The following is an 18,088-nucleotide window of genomic DNA, read 5'->3' on the forward strand; positions in this document are numbered from 1 at the left end:
CTCTATGCTTATTTAATAAATGCATTAGGATCAAGAATCAGGGCTACTTGTCCATCTCCGAGAATGGTTGCTCCAGAGATTCCTTCAATAGCAGGAAGATAGGTTCCCATTGATTTGAGAACAATCTCACTTTGTCCAATAAATTCTTCAACAGCTACGGCTGCAAGACGGTCGCCTTTACGAATCACGACAATTTCTGTTTCTTGCTCATCAGCGTCATTGAAATCCGGTACAGAGAATACTTCGCTCAAAGACAAGTACGGAATCAGTGACTCACGGAACGTGATCATTTTATTGCCGTGAATATTACGAACTTGCTCACGTTGTACAATGGCCGTCTCTACAATGGAGGACAACGGAACAGCATATTTCTCTGAACCAAGTCGTACAAGCATTGCAGCAATAATGGATAGTGTCAACGGAAGCTGAACAGAGAAGTTCGTGCCTTTGCCTGGAGTTGAATGAATCGTTACATTACCGCCAAGCGAAGTGATCTTCGATTTTACTACATCCAAGCCAACGCCCCGGCCAGAGATATCCGAGATAATATCAGCAGTACTAAAACCAGGTGCGAACAACAGTTGATTCACTTCATCATCACTCATCTTGGCACCTTGTTCTTCGGTAACAACACCACGTTTGATCGCTGTTTTCAAAAGCTTGTCGCGATAGATACCTTTACCATCATCTTCAATCTCGATAAATACGTGATTTCCACTGTGGAAGGCACGCAGGTTTACTGTACCCATCTCTGGTTTACCTGCAGCTACACGCTCTGCAATGGATTCCACACCATGGTCAACCGCGTTACGCAGTAAATGCACAAGCGGATCACCAATCTCATCAATTACCGTACGATCCAGTTCCGTCTCAGCACCTGTAATCACCAGATCGATTTTTTTATCAAGTGTCTTAGCCAGATCACGGATCATGCGCGGGAATCGATTAAATACGGTATCTACCGGAACCATCCGCAATTTCAGTACAATATTTTGCAAATCTGTGCTAACTCGACTTAAATGAGCTACTGTATCGGATAAATCATTGTTGCCTGTCTCACTCGCCAGTTGCTCCAGACGTGAACGGTCAATCAACAATTCACTGAACAGGTTCATCAATACGTCGAGACGTTCAATATCCACACGAATGGTACGTGAAGGTGCAGCAGCTTGCTTCGGTGCAGCTGTTTTAGCTGGTGCCGTTGTGGTTTCTTCTTTGGGTACAGAATTCTTATCCGGCGAAGCAACCTCAGCTAAAGCTGTTGGTGCGGGTGGCGCTTCAACTGTAGCTGCTACCTGATTAGCCATCTGCTGAAGAGTCTCCTGATCCAGTTGAATGAGCTTTGCACTTTCAATCTCAGAGATACTCATGATGCCTTCTTCCAGTTCGTGCGCCTCTTTAGTTGTTATGTAATACAACGAGAAACTGCGCTCAAACTTCTCCTGCTCAATATCCTGAACGGATGGGTAAGCCTTAACGACTTCACCCGAACGTTCCAGCATATCAAAGACCATATAAGCCCGTACACCTTTTAACTGGCTATGCTCGCTAACAAGCACATCCACGTAGAACACACGATGACCTTCGGCGATCGACTGATCCAGCACTGAATATTGGAATTCATCCAGCTCCACAGCCGAAGAGATTGAAGCGTTAGCCGGCTTGTTTGTTTCTGTAACAGGTCCATTTCCGTTTGTCATTTCACCATTTTCAATGGCTTGAAGTGAAGCTACGATTGACGACACATCTGCTTTACCTTGTCCACCTTCGGTAATATCCTGAACCATGGTTTCCAAAGCGTCCAGACTCTTGAACATGGTATCAAAAATGAAATCCTGCATTTTCAATTTCTCATTACGAACCAGATCCAACACATTTTCCATTTTATGTGTAAGTGATGCCAAATCTTCAAAGCCCATAGTTGCTGCCATACCCTTCAAGGTATGAGCAGAGCGGAATATAACCTGAACTATGCCCAGGTCTTCCGGATTGCCTTCAAGTTGAAGCATGTTTTCGTTAAGCGATTGCAGATGATCATTAGACTCATCAATAAACATGGATAAATATTGGTTCATGTCCATTGTGAGGCACCTCCTCCGTGAGTTACACTCCGTTATTTCACTGCTTGAACTAGTTTAGAAGCAATCTCCTGCAATGGCAGAAGATGACGAACGCATTGCAGCTCTACAGCAGAGCGCGGCATACCATATACAACACATGTTTCTTCATTCTCGGCAAAGGTTGATGTAACTCCAGCTTCGTATAATCTCTTCATCATACGTGCTCCATCACTTCCCATTCCCGTTAGCAAAACAAGATGCCTTTGTAAAGATGTAAACGGCAGAAGTGACTCAAACATCGTATCCACTGAAGGTCTATGTCCATTCACTGGTTGGTCTTCAGTCAATTTCACAATAAACTTCCCGTCTGCTGTTTTGTTAACTTTCACATGGAATCCACCGGGTGCTATATAGGCGGTTCCTTTTTTCAGAACCATTCCATCTTCAGCTTCAACCACATGCAGTGGACTGAATGTATTCAATCGTTGAGCCAAAGAACGTGTGAAATTGGGCGGCATATGCTGCACAATAATGACCGGTGCAGGCAAATCAGCAGGCAACTGCTCAAGCAAAGTTTTGAGAGCCCTCGGTCCACCCGTAGAACAACCTATTGCCACAAGTTTGTTGAATGGTCCTTCCAGCCCCCCTCCACCTTTGGGAACAGGATTAGGCTTGATTACATCCTTGGCTTTTGCAGAGGCAGAAGTTGCCGCTATTTGATCAGCTGCCACTCTAGCTGCATTAGGTAGTCGAACTTCCTTTGGAGTCTGTACTGGATTAGCTGACCTCACTGCTTTTTCTGCCTTCGCCCCCAAATTACGCTCAGCTTTTGGCAAAGGCTCCGGTTTATTCTCTACGCGATCTGGTTTTGAAGGTGACAATGGTTCAATGGGTTTCTTTGCTTTGGCCTGAAAGGCTTCAGTCCGCTCTCGAATAGAGCGTTGAATCGTCTCGACAGATTCGATCGTTTTTTTCACGGGCTCCGCTCGATCCCTGGCCGGCAGTTCTTTCTGCAATGGCTGAGTTGGGGGAGCAACTGCTCCTCGCAACATGTCTCTATTTTTCATGGATAACTCACGATCAGCTTTTCTTTTGATCTCATTCATCGCAGCTCGCATGCGTTCAACCAAGGCTTTACCAACTTGAGCAATATCCTGGTCATGTGAAATAGATGGTTTGCGAATGAAGTCAAATGCCCCAGCTTCAAGCGCCATAATGGTTTCTTTCATGCCTTGTTCATTGATACCAGAGAGCATAATCACAGGAACGAAAGATTCCTTCATAATTGATTTTAATGCATCCAACCCATTCATTTCGGGCATCTCAACGTCCATTGTAATAATATCGGGTTTCAATTCTAGTGATTTTTGAATCGCTTCTCTACCGTTTGATGCCGTTGCCGTAACCTTGAATTCCGGATCCGCTTGGATCAAATCCGTAACAATCTTACGCATAAAAGCGGAATCATCGACAACCAATACTTGATACGCCGCCATGTTGTGTCACCCCTGTTTCCTTTATTCAGAAATCACGTTGTCCGTTTAAGCCACTTATTCATAAATCCCCTGATTCCTGTCAAGGTTCCGGATCCCGGAGTTGCAGGTACAGCCAGATAACGAAGAGCAAGTTTCTCTATATCTTTAGAGGCTTTGGCATTCGGATAAGCCAGACTATAGGGCATTTGCCTTTTAACCGCCTTGACTACCTGGGCGTCTTCTGAAATATACCCAAGCAGCGGAATATCCGTCTGCAAAAACCGCCTCGCCACTCCAGCTATTTTTTCTGCCACCCGTTCCGCTTCTCGTTCGTCTTCCACCCGGTTAACGATCATCCGAAAGGGCGTAGCATTTTCCTGGCCGTGCATAACTTTGACTAAAGCATAAGCATCGGTTATTGAAGTCGGTTCAGGTGTAGTTATAATCAGGCATTCATCAGCAGCACCGATGAACTTCATATTCTCTCTGGAGAGTCCTGCCCCAGTGTCAAAGATGACATAATCCATTTCCTGGGCAATATCCTCGACTTGACTGGCGAAAAACTCCAGATCACGATCTGACAATGAGAACAACTCTTTCATGCCCGATCCTCCAGCAATGTAAGGCAAGCCACTGGCACCCAGTTGTATGATTTCCCTTATGGTTTTTTGTCGGTACAACAGGTGGTAAAGATTATAGGAAGAAGACGTACCCATAAGAACATCAATATTAGCCATTCCAATATCAGCATCAAATACAAGTACCTTTTGCCCCAAAGCCTGCAACGCCAAGGCAAAGTTCAGTGTGAAATTGGATTTACCAACACCTCCCTTACCACTGGCCACAGTAATGATTTTCGAGGATCGAATATCTCGCTCAATGCCTTCCAATTCCAATGGCGCGGAGACCATACTTCGAAGTGCAGCTGCCTGATCCTTCATTGTGACCATTCTCCCAGCAACTGTTTAGACAACGAATCTGCATCTGGTTTCAACAAATCGTCCGGAACATTTTGTCCATTTGCCACATATGCGAGCTTGAGTGGAAAACGGTGTAACAAGTTAAATAGCGGACCGCAACTCCCAGTCTCATCCATTTTGGTAAAAATCACCTTATCCAGTCCATATTTACTGAAATGTTCCGTGATCTGCACCATATCAGCGCTTTTGGAAGTCATGCTCATGACCAGAAAGGTTTCGCTATTCTCTACAGGAGCAAGCAAACTTTGCAGTTCTGAAACAAGTAATTCATTTCTGTAGTTTCTACCCGCTGTATCCATAAAGATCAAATCACAATTCTCTAATCGAGAAATGGCACGTTGTGTATCACCGGGCGATTGTACCACCTCAAGTGGAACATTCAGTATAGAAGCATATGTTCTAAGCTGTTCTACCGCCGAGATCCGATACGTGTCTGATGTAATGAATCCAACTTTACGCTGTTTTTTGAACATTTGTTCAGCAGCCAATTTTGCAATCGTCGTAGTTTTCCCTACACCGGTTGGTCCAGCTACATAGACGATTCGAGTGGTTGGAAGAATGCCTTCTTCAATACGTTGCTCCAAAAAGTGCATGACCTCAAGTTTCACCGCTTGTTCTACATCCTGTTCTTTCAATCCATCCTCAGACCATTTTGCTTGAATTGAATCAAACCAGGATTCCCATACTTCAGGCCAGACATCTTGTTCTGTCAAACGCTCTCGGATCGGTTGCAGTTCCTCTGGCACAGGGTCTGCAGAAGTACCTTGCTTTGAAAGCCTGGTCACCATTTGTTTAAGATCCTGCAATTCAGTCATCAACTTATCCTGCTGCAGGTCTGAACCTGTTGGCTTTGGACCAGTTGTTGAACCCGAAAAATCCGCCCCTTGCGGTCGCGGTTTATGATCCATGCTCGAAGAACCTGAGCTGCTGTCTATGTCTGAACCGATATTACGCGATTCAAACACAGACGGAGCAGCAGCAGATTGGTCCTGTACACTTTGATCAGCTGTATTCGTTGTAGCCGACTCATCAGAAGCCGCAACAAACGAACGAGCTGTTTGCCGATAAGCCTCAGGTACAAATGCACGAGGTACAGGTGTGAATTGATTTTGTACTGGCTTTGTTGTTTGCTTGTTTTCTTCCTTATCCACTGCAGCTACAACTTCAATCCTTTTTTTTCGAAACATTCCCATCACTCCGCCCACCTTAATCTCTTTGGTGGACAGAATAACAGCATCACTTCCCAGGTCTTTGCGAATTTGAAGCATAGCTTCGGGCATGGTCTCAACAACGTATTGTTTTACTCTCATAAGTTCACCACCCCGATACTTTGAATTTCAACATTCGGCTCCAACTCGCTGTAGGAAAGCACAGGAATGTCCTGCATAGTACGTTCAATAACCTGACGCAGATACATCCGAATGGTTGGAGAAGTTAATACAACAGGTTGTTGACCTGATTGAATCAAACGGTTTACTTGTTCACTGAGCTTCTGATATACACTTTGTGTAGAAACAGGGTCTAACGCAAGATAACTGCCTTGATCCGATTGTTGCACACTTTCAGCAATTTTCTTCTCAAGACCAGGTCCAACCGTGATCACTCGAAGTGTCTCACCTTTCTGTGAGAACTGCTGAGTAATCTGACGCGAGAGGGATTGTCTGACGTATTCAGTCAGCACATCAGGATCTTTCGTATACGTACCATAGTCAGCCAGTGTCTCGAAGATGGTCACCATATCCCGAATAGATATTTTCTCACGCAATAACTTAGCAAGCACTTTCTGTACATCACCAATGGAAAGTAGAGAAGGGATCAGTTCATCCACAAGGGCAGAATAGTTCTCTCTGAGATTATCCACAAGTGCTTTTGTCTCTTGTCTTCCAAGTAACTCATGCGCATGTTTCTTAATCAGTTCCGTCAGATGTGTAGCCACAACGGAAGGCGGATCAACGACCGTATATCCTGCAAGTTCGGCTCTGTCTTTGGTTACTTCATCAATCCATAGTGCTGGAAGTCCAAAAGCAGGTTCCGTCGTTTCAATACCTGTTACAGACTCCTCATCATAGCCAGGACTCATGGCAAGGTAATGATTCAACAACAGTTCTCCGCCACCTACCACATTACCCTTGATTTTGATAACATACTCATTGGGTCTGAGCTGGATATTATCTCGAATCCGTATGACCGGAACGACTAACCCCAGTTCAAGAGCACACTGCCTCCGAATCATAATGATCCGATCCAATAAGTCCCCACCCTGCTGATTATCAGCAAGCGGGATTAAACCATAACCAAATTCAAACTCAATAGGGTCCACCTGAAGCAGGTTAATTACACTTTCAGGACTTCTAACCTCTTCAATCTGCTGTTCTTCTTCCAACTGTTCTTCCGCTACTTGTTTCAAATTCAGATTATTCTGCATACGCCACGCGGCATATGCCAACACACCTGCCAACGGAAGCGTAGTAATAACATGAATGGGTGTGAAGAAACCGAGCATGGCAATAACGAAAGCTACGATATAAATTAGTATTGGATATGTAAACAGTTGCCCCGTAATATCATCTGCCAGGTTTCCTTCTGAAGACGCTCTGGTGACGATAAGTCCTGCTGCTGTGGAAATAAGCAGAGCCGGGATTTGGCTTACCAATCCATCTCCGATAGTCAGTACAGAGTACGTTGACATTGCATCTGCAAAAGCCATCCCATGCACAGTCATACCGATAATGAACCCACCTATGAGATTGATCAGGAGGATGATAATACTTGCAATTGCGTCACCTTTTACGAATTTACTTGCCCCATCCATCGCTCCATAGAAATCGGCTTCACGTTCAATTTTGGAACGACGCTCACGAGCTTGTTGCTCGTTGATTAGACCCGCATTCAGATCCGCATCGATACTCATTTGTTTACCAGGCATCGCATCGAGGGTGAATCGGGCAGCAACTTCAGCTACGCGCTCAGACCCCTTTGTAATAACGATAAACTGAACAACAACGAGGATCAAAAACACGATAAATCCAATTGCAATTTGCCCTCCAGCAATCCAGCTACCAAAGGTAGCAACTACGGCTCCCGCATCCCCATCACCAAGGATTAGCTTGGTTGTCGAAATGTTCAGTGCCAGTCGGAATAGTGTAGTGATCAACAGCAAAGCTGGAAAAATAGAAAACTGCAACGCTTCTTTGCTGTTCATGGCAACAAGGAGTATCATCAGTGCAATTGAAATGTTGACGACGAGCAACAAGTCCAACAGCCAGGGCGGGATCGGGAGAATCATCATTAACACAATGCCAATGATACCCGCAAGGACAGCTATATCTTTAATCTTCAATGAATGTACGGCCTCCGATCCCCTTTTATTTCGTTCTGCCCTTTAGTTTATATACATAAGCCAGCACTTCAGCTACCGCTTGAAACAAATCGGCCGGTATAGCGTCACCAATCTCGGCTCTCTGGAACAATGCCCGTGCCAGCGGCTTGTTTTCCATCGTAATAACACCGTTTTCTTTGGCAATTTCCTTAATACGCAAGGCGACATAATCCTGACCTTTGGCAATAATCTGTGGTGCCTCCATCTCGGAACCTTCATACTTTAGCGCAACCGCAAAGTGGGTCGGGTTCGTGATGATTACATCCGCATTCGGCACTTCCTGCATCATACGCTGCATTGCCATACGACGCTGGCGTTCCCGGATTTTACCTTTGATCAGCGGATCACCTTCCATTTTCTTGTACTCGTCTTTGATGTCTTGCTTGGACATACGAATCTTCTTCTCATGGTCATACTTCTGATACATGTAATCAAATATCGCAAGTATCATTAATGCCACTGCAATCTTGATCCCAAGACTTAAAGTGATCGACGCAGCGAAATGTAAAATAGCATCCAATGAAAAATGAGAAAGTGAAGCAATATCTGACTGGTAGCCCTTAATTGTACTGTAAACGAGATAACCGATAATCGACATTTTCAAAATGGATTTAGCAAATTCCACTAATGAGCGGAGAGAGAATATATTTTTGAAACCTTTAATCGGGTCCAGTTTCTCAAGTTTTGGCTTCAAACCTTCCCCTACAAGAAGAAAACCAACTTGCATGTAGTTAACGATCAAAGCAACCAGTAACGCACCCAGCAAAACGGGAGCGATCAATAACAAAACTTCAATGCCATAGCGCATCATAAGCGCCATCACATTCTCTCCGGTGATATCCATACTCAATCGATTGATGAAGATATCTGTAAACAGACGAACTATACGTTCTTTATAGTAATTGCTGAATACCATCATGATCAAAAACACGATTAGGAGAATGGATGCGCCAGATAGTTCAGCGCTTTTGACAATCTGTCCTTTTTTTCGTGTATCCTGTCTCTTTTTCGGGGTAGCTTTCTCCGTCTTCTCCCCTGAAAACAACTGGAGGTCGAGTTGAAGTTTCATTTGTGTCTTTTCCTCCGTTTCACTCAGCCGGGCCTTTGTCCAATGGTTCCAAGCAATTTTTCCATCGATCTGAATATCGCTTCGAACAATTGACTAAATACAAAGGAGAAACTGGGAACCAGCAAAAGCAGAATAGCAAGACCAACGAGTAACTTAAGCGGCAACCCAACTGCAAATACATTAAATTGAGGAGCAGTTTTGGCCAAAAAACCTAATCCAACATCCGTCAAAAACAACGCAACTACAATCGGAGCCGACATCTGAAAAGCCAGCATAAATGATTGACCTAAGGTCTGAATCAAAAATTCAGCAATACTTCCATCTGCCAACCGTAGGAAAAACACATTCGATAATGGTACCCACCGGTAACTGTAAACGATCGCATCCAGCAAATAATGGTGTCCATTCATCGTCAGAAACAGAAGCATAGCAAATGCATACTTCAAGTTACCCGTAAGTGGCGCTGAAGCACCTGTCATTGGATCATATACATTGGCCATACCAAAACCGATCTGTAGATCGATAAAGGTTCCCGCAGTCTGAACAGCCGTCATCAAAAGATAAGCCACAAAACCTAAAAGCAGGCCAATTAGAATCTCTCTGATGATCAATAAAACATAGCTCAGATCGGTGGGTACGGTCTGGTCTATTCCGTAAATCAGATAGACAGACAATGTGACAAATGCAGAGATACCAATTTTAACTGAAGTCGGCACATTTCGAGCCGAAAAAACTGGCGCAGTTACAAAAAATGATGTGATTCGACAAAACATAAGCAGAGCGACAGGGAAACTTTGCAACAATGTCTCCATCTGCTAAAGCCTACCCTATGTATCTGTATAGATTATCGAGAATGTTGAACGTAAAATCGACCAAGATATTTAAGATCCAAGGTCCAAACAAAAGTACTGACAGAAGTACGGCAACAATCTTGGGTACAAAAGCTAATGTTTGTTCCTGAATTTGAGTTGTCGCTTGAAAAATACTGATTGCAAGTCCTACAACCAGAGCTAGTATAAGCATGGGTGCACTGGCCAGCAATGACGTGTATACCGCTTTCCCGGCCAGACCGATAATAAATTCCGAAGTCATGACCGTCCTCCTTTAACTTTCCGGATCAAGTGTTAAAACTCAGTAACAGTGACTTGACAACCAGATACCACCCATCCACAAGGACAAAGAGCAGTATTTTGAAAGGTAATGAGATCATGACCGGCGGAAGCATCATCATCCCCATTGCCATGAGTGTACTCGCGACAACAATGTCTATAACCAGAAACGGAATAAAAATCATAAACCCCATCTGGAATGCTGTCTTCAACTCACTGATTACATATGCCGGCACCATAACAGTAATTGGGATATCCTGATAGGTCTTTGGTTGTTCAGTCTGATTGTACTTCATAAACAGCAGAAGATCTTTTTCTCTGGTGTGACTAAACATAAATTTCTTCATGGGATCCGCTGCTTTTTCAAGTGCCTCGGTTTGCGTTAGCTCTCCCTGGAGATAGGGCTGAAGCGCTACCTGATTTATGGAAGACAATGTCGGCGACATAATGAAAAGTGTCAGAAATAGCGCCAAACCGACCAGCACCTGATTGGGTGGCATTTGTTGTGTACCCAAAGATGTACGTATAAAACCGAGCACAATCACAATCCGAGTAAAACTGGTCATCAGTACAAGCATTGCTGGAGCAATACTAAGCACCGTAATTAACAGAATGATGGACAGTGAACTCGTACTTGGCGTCCCTCCATCACCGTTTCCAATCTGAATATCAATATTCGGAATGGGTTCGGCAAAGGCAACCGTTACAGATGCCAGACTGATAAGTCCTAATAAACAACACGCTAACCAAATCTTTTTCTTCATGAATCCCTCGACCGATCTGTAGTATTGTCTTTATCCAGGAGCTTTTCCATCTTCTCTTTACGGTTAGGCATCTGCCGAAGTTTGGATTCAAACATTTCGTGAAAAGAAGTTGTGTCCTCTAGTTCCATTTCCCGCGGCGGTTCTTCTCTACGGAAACGTTTTGTCAGCTTGGCAATGAGAGGTGAGAGATTTCCTTGTTGTGCAGCAGCATCTCGTTCAAAGGAATCAATGATTCTTTGGGCCTCTTCCAGATCCGAAACCTTATCTATCAACTGGATGTCTTCACCTACACCAAGCAGATATACACATCCACCAATTTCCATAATTTGCAACGACTTGTTTTGCCCCAGTCCAACTCCACCCAGGGTACGAATTGTGCCGTGCCGGAACATTTGCTGATTCCGTTTGTTTAGAAAACGGATCAGGTAAACAATAAGGGCCAGGATGACGGCCAGGACAACAATCACCCATACAAGCTGTAAATAATAATTACTTCCCACGCCAGCTCCTCCTGGAATATCACCCTGAGCCATCATCATGTCTCTTAAACGCCCAGTGTCTTGCTGATCGCTTCGATAACGCGGTCAGATTGGAACGGTTTAACGATAAAGTCTTTGGCACCTGCTTGAATAGCGTCGATTACCATCGCTTGTTGACCCATCGCGGAGCACATAATTACTTTAGCGTTAGCATCAATCTTCTTGATTTCTTTCAAAGCTGCAATGCCGTCCATCTCAGGCATCGTAATATCCATTGTGATCAGATCCGGACGAAGCTCTTTAAATTTCTCAATTGCTTGTGAGCCATCCTGAGCCTCACCAACAACCTCATATCCATTTTTGGACAAAATGTCCCGGATCATCATTCTCATAAATGCAGCGTCGTCTACGACTAAAATTCGGTTTGCCATCTTGATTCAAGTCCTCCCTAAATTGTGCTTATTGTAATTTCTGAATTCGGTCCCATTGGCTAACGATATCTATAACACGAACACCAAAGTTTTCGTCAATAACGACAACTTCTCCCTTGGCGATCAGTTTGTTATTTACCAAAATATCGACAGGTTCCCCGGCTAACTTATCCAGTTCGACAATCGAACCCTGTGACAGTTCCAAAATATCTTTAATTTGCTTCTGGGTCCTTCCTAATTCTACGGTGACTTTAAGGGGAATGTCCATCAATAAATTCAAATTGTTTTCGTCTACCTGACCATACGCCCCATTTTGCAAATTGGCGAATTGAACTGGTTGTACGTTAACATTCCTATTTGGCATTCCACCGTAATGTTGAGGTGCACCATAAGGTTGCTGCGGTGGCGTGCCATACGGCTGCTGTGGCGGCATTCCTTGAGGCATACCCATCGGGGCCTGTCCATATCCGTTATAGTCCTGCGCAGGTTGTTGTGGAGCCTGTGGAGCCTGTTGGTGCTGAACGGGCGGCTGCTCCGCAACCGGTGGTGGCGTTGCTGGTACAGCTGCTGGCGCAGGTTCAGATGTTGATGCCACTGGTGCGCTTGCAGTTGACTCCTGAGCGCCTCCAATCAGCATATCTACCATGTTTTTGGCAAAATGTACTGGAAGCAACTGCATCAGATTGGAATCGATCAGATCCCCGATTAACAAACGAAATGAAACTTGGATAAGGGTCTCATCTGCTGGAAGATTACTTACACCCTCTCCACTCTCCAGATTGAGAATATCGATTCCTGGAGGGGAAATATTCACAAAACGATTAAAAATGGTGGACATTGAGGTTGCAGAGGAACCCATCATCTGGTTCATTGCTTCCTGTACTGCACTAATATGGATTTCATTCAGTTCTTCATCGACCGGATTTCCTTCGCCACCCAGCATCAAATCAGCGATGACTTGAGCATCTCTCTTCTTGATAACAAGTGAGTTAATGCCTTCGAATCCATCCACGTAATTCACATGAACAGCAACATGCGGCTTAGGAAAAGCTTCTTCAAACTGCGTTCGACTAATAATAGAAACTTTAGGTGTTGTAATATCTACTTTGAGGCCTAATAGCGTGGATAAGGCTGTTGCCGCGCTACCAAATGTAATGTTACCAATCTCCCCCAAGGCATCCTGCTCCAGCTCGGTCAAAAAATCATCAACCGTCTTTTCAGCGGGTTCAGAGCTGTTTATCGATTCCGATTGCCTGAGCAAAGCATCGATTTCTTCTTGGGATAAATAATCCTTACTCGTCAAATTCTTCAACTCCTTCGGTGACAATCTTGTCTATTTGCACAGCCACACGGTCTTTGATTGTCCCCGGACTGCCCATGTATTTCAGTTTGTCACCCACTTTAATGGAAAGTCCCTCATCAACTGGTTTGTTCAACGTAATGACATCACCAACGGACAAACCCAGAAATTCTGCAATTGAAATTCTCGATTCTCCCAATTCCGCAACGATTGGTAACTTGGCTTTGTTCACACGCTCTTTTAGAGCATCATACTCCTCCGGAGCTCTCGTTTTCTTCTCCGAAACAAACCACTGATGAGTTGACAACCGTGACATAATAGGTTCAAGAACGACATGCGGTATACATAGATTGATCATGCCTGTCGTGTCACCAATTTTGGTACTGAGCGAGATCAGAGCAATGGTCTCATTGGGAGATACAATCTGCATAAATTGCGGATTGGTCTCGAGCGCTTCCATCCTTGGGGAAATATCCAACACAGTCTTCCATGCTTCCTGCAAACTTTCAAATGCTCGGCTGAATATCCGCTCCATGATGGTCGTCTCAATCTCCGTCATCGATGCGATCTTGGTTGGAGCAGTTCCGGTTCCACCAAGCAGGCGATCCAACATCGCATATCCCACGTTTGGATGGACTTCCATCACCATTCGTCCCTGTAGTGGCTCCGCTTCAAAAATGTTCAATATCGTCATCTTAGGAATAGAACGGATAAACTCATCATAAGGCAACTGTTCGACCTGAACGACATTGATTTGAACGAACGTCCGCAGTTGGGCTGAAAAATAAGTGGTGAGAAAGCGTGCAAAGTTTTCGTGAATACGAGTCAAGCTTCTGATATGGTCTTTGGAAAAACGCACTGCCCGCTTAAAATCGTACGATCTGATTTTTTTCTGAGTTTCTTCCTTCTTCAATTCCTCAGCATCCATCTCACCAGAGGAAAGGGCTGCTAATAGGGCGTCAATCTCATTTTGTGATAATACATCCACCATGTTCTCACCCCCTTACAGGTCTACAGCATGTTCTGTTCATTTACATCGTTGCTATCACAATGGATGAAAAGCTCGTACTACTTAAATTACTTTCTGGTAAAGCTTCATTAATAAGACCTGTTAATTTCTCATTAAATAGTATCCGACCCTTTGCTGTAGCCAGTTCATCAGACTTCGTATCTGCAAGCGTCTGAATGATAATCGGTTTTACGACAATTTCTTTAATTTTCTCGAAATCTTCCTTGGCTTTTACGTCAGCCAACTTGAATGAGAAGCTAACGACAATAACATGATCTGTATCAGCCAAATTGGTTTTAATTTCTCCAAGCTCAGAGGAAACTTCTACAATCTCATCCGCAGTCATCTTCTTGGCTTCTGAAGCTGCCGCCGTATGTGTGTCGTCCTTATTCCCGTTCTGTCCTTGCATAAATACAAACACAACCACCACAATGAGTGTTATCGCCAGCAACATTGTTGCAAGCCAGGGCATCATTTTTTTCATCAGGATTCCTCCGTTTGCTGCACTTTAATAGTGGCTGCCTGAACCCCGATTTCACGGTTGTAATCTTTAATTTTGGAAATAACGTCAGCGGCTTTTTCAAGCACAATCAGTCTCTTTCCAGTTACCAGAGTAATATACGTATCCGGCGTCTCTTCCACAATTTCAACCATCAGCGCATTTAACCACATGGGAGAACCATTTAACCGCGTAACCGAAATCATGCTAAGCCCCCTTGATCAGAGTGGGAGGAGCAAGCTCCCCCACGTTTTAAAAATTCATTAATCAGCTATTAACGTTTCAGGTTAACAACTTCCTGAAGTATTTCATCCGACGTTGTAATGATCCGGGAGTTGGCCTGGAATCCACGCTGAGCTACGATCATCTCAGTAAATTCACCGGTCAGATCCACATTAGACATTTCGAGCTGTCCAGCAATGATTGCTCCCGTTCCGTCCTCAGCACTGTTCGCTGTCAATGGTTCCAGTGCCCCATCCGGATTCGCGTTTGCTGTCATACGGTACAAGTTGCCCCCAATTTTCTCAAGACCTTCTGGATTGACCACTTTTCCGATACCAAGTTGTGCTCCCGCTTCGATAGTTCCGTCTGCCATGGTCTGGTTAATCGTTCCATCCTGACCAATCGTAAAGGAAACGACGTCATCTGGAATGGTAATATTTCCGCCACCGTTATCCAGAACAAACAATCCATCCGATGTCAAAAGGTTACGTGCAGCATCCACATGAAAATCCCCCGCACGAGTCAGGTAAGGTACTTCCTGATCTTCACTCAAACGTACCAAGAAGAATCCATCTCCATTAATCCGAAGATCTGTTGGATTATTCGTTGTCATTGGGCTACCTGCCAGATGCAGCGTATCAATTGAACCTACCGTTACACCAAGACCGATTTGTTTCGCATTGACACCACCACTTGCATCGCCAGGGGCAGTTACCCCTGCCGTTGTTTGGCTCATAATATCTTTGAACATAACCCGACTGCCTTTGAAGCCAACCGTGTTTACGTTCGCAATATTGTTACCAATTACGTCGAGTTTTGTTTGGAAACCCCGCATCCCGGAAACGCCTGAGTACATTGATTTTATCATTTTTAAAAATCCTCCCAGTCTTCATTTGGTTACCGCATCAGTCGGTCAGCGGCATTCCGGCTCCCGAGAAGGGCCAGCCGGTTAAGAAATGATTACGGCACTATCAATCTGAGTGAACACATTATCCTTCATGCTCTCACTATCCATAGCTGTAACCACAGTACGATTTTTGACATTGACGATAAAAGCCATATCCTGCATTAAAATCAACGACTCTTTGGCTCCTTTGGCAGCAGCTTTGTCCAAAGCAGAACCAATCTGTTCCATTTGCTCAGTCTTGAGTTCAATACCACGCTGTTCCAATCGTTTGGCAGCATGATTGCTCAATTTCAGAAGATTATCTTCCAGCACCTTTGCAAAAGGTTTTTCGGGTATAGCCGAAGCTTCTCCCGTTTTGGGTCTTTGAAGCATATTCGGTGTAATCGGGCCTGCGTATAATTGTCCAACCGTTATGCGATCACTCATATCGTTTTCCCGCTATCTTCCGTATCACCCGTTTCAGCAGATGATTCAACTTCCTGGCTCTCGTTCGTTTCAGGGGTTACATCCTGAACGTTCTGTACCCGAGTTTGGCTCTCTTCTGCCTGTTTTGGATAATTCACCTGAATGATCTCATCCAGCTTAATCTCGTCGTTGCCTACTTTTGCGTATTGGACGCTATCTCTTACAATGATGGAATCTACAATACCCTGACGAAGAGTTCCGTTATCATCTTTATTAGAAGAAAGCCAACTTACCTCCATGCCAATCATGCCGGATACAGCACCAAGGGACTGGTTCAATGTTTTAAGCTGCGTAGAAATATTGACCAATTGTTCCACGGAGCTGAACTGTGCCATTTGAGCGATAAATTCCTTATCCTCCATCGGCTGCATCGGGTCTTGATTTTGCAACTGGGTAATCAGGATTTTTAGAAACTGATCTTTACCCAATTCTTTTGTTGCAGCACTTGTGGTTGCTTTATTGGCTGCCGAATAGTTCGGCCAGGTATTATTCGTTGAGACAATTTCATTAGCCATATGCTCACCTCATTTCTGTTTAAGCCTTAGCACTAAACGTATCTCTCTGTAATTCATTTCCTTCGACTTGCTCGCTACGCCAGTTACGCAATTCTTCTTGAACCCCTGCTGTAGCTATAGCATCATCCGATTGTTCCTCACGCTCACGCGAACGGCGTTGTTGTTGAGAGTTACTTCCCGGCTGACGGCCTCCGTCCTGATACATCTGTGATCCGATTGAACTGTTCTGGGTAACCTCAAGTCGTTCCACTTGAATTCCCTGGGCTTGAAGTGAAGAACGCAGCTGCGTCATTTGTTGTTCAAGCATGTCTTTAGCCATCGTATGCTCAGTCATAAACCGTGCAACCAACTGCCCGTTCTGCAAGGTAATTTGAACATCCAATTTACCTAGATGCTCAGGCCGAAGTGAGATGGTTGCCTCGGAAAATCCTTTTTGCTGGACAATATCCAGCTTGTTAACAACAAACTGTGTCATTTCCTTGGCAAACTGTGATGTTTGCATTACAGGTTCAGCCGGTTTTCCTACTGTTGTACCTGATGAACGCAAGGACAGCTCTCCTGCAGTAATGATGGTTGAGTGTTCCACTTCTCCACCTGCATTTGAAGCAGATGTTGTCTCAGCCTCAGCTTTCACCTGGGTTCCAGAATTCGCCACTGCCGCAACAAGAACTTGTGGTACGACCGAATCCTGTTTGGATGTTTGAAGCGAAGTACTTGGAGCGACCTGTGCAGTCTGATCCTTAACTGCAGTCAATGTATCCAGTATGGATTTCAGTTCAGTCCATCCTTTGTTACTAGTGGTATCCACTCCAGCCTCTTGAAGCTGACTCTGCAGAGATTGTAACAAATGTTTGAATTCAGGAGCGTTCTTCGCAACGTTACTCTCAGGATCATTCATTCCAGCTACTAATTGTGTAAGCATATCTTGCAGAACAAAACGTACTGCTGCCGGATGCTGCGACAATTCAATTGCGGGTACTGTTTTTATGCTTTCCGCTCCGTTCGAAGACTCGTCGGAACCTTCTGCATTAGTACCTGAAGGATTACTTAATTGTGTATACATCTGTTGGATCAGAGTTTGCAAACCTGCAAGCAGAGCTGGGTCATTTTCCAAAGCTTCGTCAAGCACATCCAAGTCCGTGAACAACGAATTCAGTACAGCCGTGATTGATGCCGCTTCTCCTTCTTCACTTGTAGCAAAGGAAATCACCAACGGATTGGCAGTTAAACTTCCAGTAGCGCTTGAACTATCACCTTCTGTGTTTCCTCCAGATAACGATTGTGCAAGAGTTTGGAGAAATTCACCGATAGCACCTGCAGCTGAACCTTTCGATTGTGCTCCAGTCGTCTGACCTGCTCCCGTTGCTTTTGCAGATGCTGTGGATGCCATTTGATATACAATCGACATTTATTTTCACCTCCTCT

19 protein-coding genes are annotated in these 18,088 nt (G+C 44.5%); all 19 read right to left on the reverse strand.

The features are described 5' to 3' along the window. Positions 1–8: 8 nt before the first annotated feature. Positions 9–2,081 (reverse strand): chemotaxis protein CheA, encoded by a 2,073-nt coding sequence (locus IFU39_RS09295; RefSeq protein ID WP_192132329.1) that lies wholly within the window; start codon positions 2,079–2,081, stop codon positions 9–11. 32 nt (positions 2,082–2,113) lie between these two features. Next, positions 2,114–3,556, reverse strand: coding sequence for a protein-glutamate methylesterase/protein-glutamine glutaminase (locus tag IFU39_RS09300; RefSeq protein WP_091017282.1), 1,443 nt, complete (start codon positions 3,554–3,556; stop codon positions 2,114–2,116). Positions 3,557–3,588: 32 nt separating this feature from the next. After that, positions 3,589–4,476 (reverse strand): MinD/ParA family protein, encoded by an 888-nt coding sequence (locus tag IFU39_RS09305; RefSeq protein WP_091017284.1) that lies wholly within the window; start codon positions 4,474–4,476, stop codon positions 3,589–3,591. Beyond that, on the reverse strand, positions 4,473–5,825 hold the full coding sequence (gene flhF, locus IFU39_RS09310; RefSeq protein ID WP_091017286.1) for a flagellar biosynthesis protein FlhF: 1,353 nt from the start codon (positions 5,823–5,825) through the stop codon (positions 4,473–4,475). The genes IFU39_RS09305 and flhF overlap by 4 nt, the downstream gene beginning before the upstream one ends. Beyond that, positions 5,822–7,855 (reverse strand): flagellar biosynthesis protein FlhA, encoded by a 2,034-nt coding sequence (gene flhA / locus IFU39_RS09315; RefSeq protein WP_091017288.1) that lies wholly within the window; start codon positions 7,853–7,855, stop codon positions 5,822–5,824. Before flhA ends, flhF begins: the two co-directional genes overlap by 4 nt. Positions 7,856–7,880: 25 nt before the next feature. Continuing rightward, positions 7,881–8,963: a flagellar biosynthesis protein FlhB gene (flhB, locus tag IFU39_RS09320; protein ID WP_188310541.1), complete on the reverse strand. Its 1,083-nt coding sequence runs from the start codon at positions 8,961–8,963 to the stop codon at positions 7,881–7,883. 23 nt (positions 8,964–8,986) lie between these two features. Then, on the reverse strand, positions 8,987–9,775 hold the full coding sequence (fliR, locus tag IFU39_RS09325) for a flagellar biosynthetic protein FliR (protein ID WP_017689171.1): 789 nt from the start codon (positions 9,773–9,775) through the stop codon (positions 8,987–8,989). A 10-nt stretch (positions 9,776–9,785) separates the two neighbouring features. Beyond that, on the reverse strand, positions 9,786–10,055 hold the full coding sequence (fliQ, locus tag IFU39_RS09330) for a flagellar biosynthesis protein FliQ (protein WP_017689172.1): 270 nt from the start codon (positions 10,053–10,055) through the stop codon (positions 9,786–9,788). Between the two features lie 25 nt (positions 10,056–10,080). Beyond that, complete coding sequence (gene fliP, locus IFU39_RS09335; RefSeq protein ID WP_036609355.1) at positions 10,081–10,836, reverse strand: flagellar type III secretion system pore protein FliP; 756 nt, start codon at positions 10,834–10,836, stop codon at positions 10,081–10,083. Beyond that, positions 10,833–11,369: a flagellar biosynthetic protein FliO gene (locus tag IFU39_RS09340; RefSeq protein WP_091017292.1), complete on the reverse strand. Its 537-nt coding sequence runs from the start codon at positions 11,367–11,369 to the stop codon at positions 10,833–10,835. Before IFU39_RS09340 ends, fliP begins: the two co-directional genes overlap by 4 nt. An 11-nt stretch (positions 11,370–11,380) precedes the next feature. After that, positions 11,381–11,746, reverse strand: coding sequence for a response regulator (locus IFU39_RS09345; RefSeq protein ID WP_017689175.1), 366 nt, complete (start codon positions 11,744–11,746; stop codon positions 11,381–11,383). Positions 11,747–11,774: 28 nt separating this feature from the next. Continuing rightward, entirely contained in the window at positions 11,775–13,049 is a 1,275-nt protein-coding gene (gene fliY / locus IFU39_RS09350) for a flagellar motor switch phosphatase FliY (protein ID WP_192132330.1), read from the reverse strand. Continuing rightward, positions 13,039–14,037: a flagellar motor switch protein FliM gene (gene fliM, locus IFU39_RS09355; RefSeq protein WP_074094566.1), complete on the reverse strand. Its 999-nt coding sequence runs from the start codon at positions 14,035–14,037 to the stop codon at positions 13,039–13,041. The genes fliY and fliM overlap by 11 nt, the downstream gene beginning before the upstream one ends. 40 nt (positions 14,038–14,077) lie before the next feature. After that, positions 14,078–14,539, reverse strand: a complete 462-nt coding sequence (locus IFU39_RS09360) for a flagellar basal body-associated FliL family protein (protein ID WP_091017295.1) — start codon at positions 14,537–14,539, stop codon at positions 14,078–14,080. After that, positions 14,539–14,760: a flagellar FlbD family protein gene (locus tag IFU39_RS09365; RefSeq protein ID WP_017689179.1), complete on the reverse strand. Its 222-nt coding sequence runs from the start codon at positions 14,758–14,760 to the stop codon at positions 14,539–14,541. The genes IFU39_RS09360 and IFU39_RS09365 overlap by 1 nt, the downstream gene beginning before the upstream one ends. A gap of 68 nt (positions 14,761–14,828) precedes the next feature. Further along, positions 14,829–15,644 carry a flagellar basal body rod protein FlgG gene (flgG, locus tag IFU39_RS09370; protein ID WP_091017297.1) on the reverse strand — a complete coding sequence of 272 codons (816 nt, stop codon included), beginning with the start codon at positions 15,642–15,644 and terminating at the stop codon, positions 14,829–14,831. Between the two features lie 81 nt (positions 15,645–15,725). Beyond that, the gene (locus IFU39_RS09375; RefSeq protein WP_047842481.1) at positions 15,726–16,109 is read right to left on the reverse strand and encodes a TIGR02530 family flagellar biosynthesis protein; all 384 of its coding nucleotides are present in this window, start codon (positions 16,107–16,109) and stop codon (positions 15,726–15,728) included. Next, positions 16,106–16,663, reverse strand: coding sequence for a flagellar hook capping FlgD N-terminal domain-containing protein (locus tag IFU39_RS09380; RefSeq protein ID WP_192132332.1), 558 nt, complete (start codon positions 16,661–16,663; stop codon positions 16,106–16,108). The genes IFU39_RS09375 and IFU39_RS09380 overlap by 4 nt, the downstream gene beginning before the upstream one ends. A gap of 19 nt (positions 16,664–16,682) precedes the next feature. Further along, the gene (locus tag IFU39_RS09385; protein ID WP_192132334.1) at positions 16,683–18,071 is read right to left on the reverse strand and encodes a flagellar hook-length control protein FliK; all 1,389 of its coding nucleotides are present in this window, start codon (positions 18,069–18,071) and stop codon (positions 16,683–16,685) included. Positions 18,072–18,088: the final 17 nt, after the last annotated feature.

It is taken from the genome of Paenibacillus sp. CFBP 13594, from assembly GCF_014842675.1.
GTDB lineage: Bacteria > Bacillota > Bacilli > Paenibacillales > Paenibacillaceae > Paenibacillus > Paenibacillus amylolyticus_B.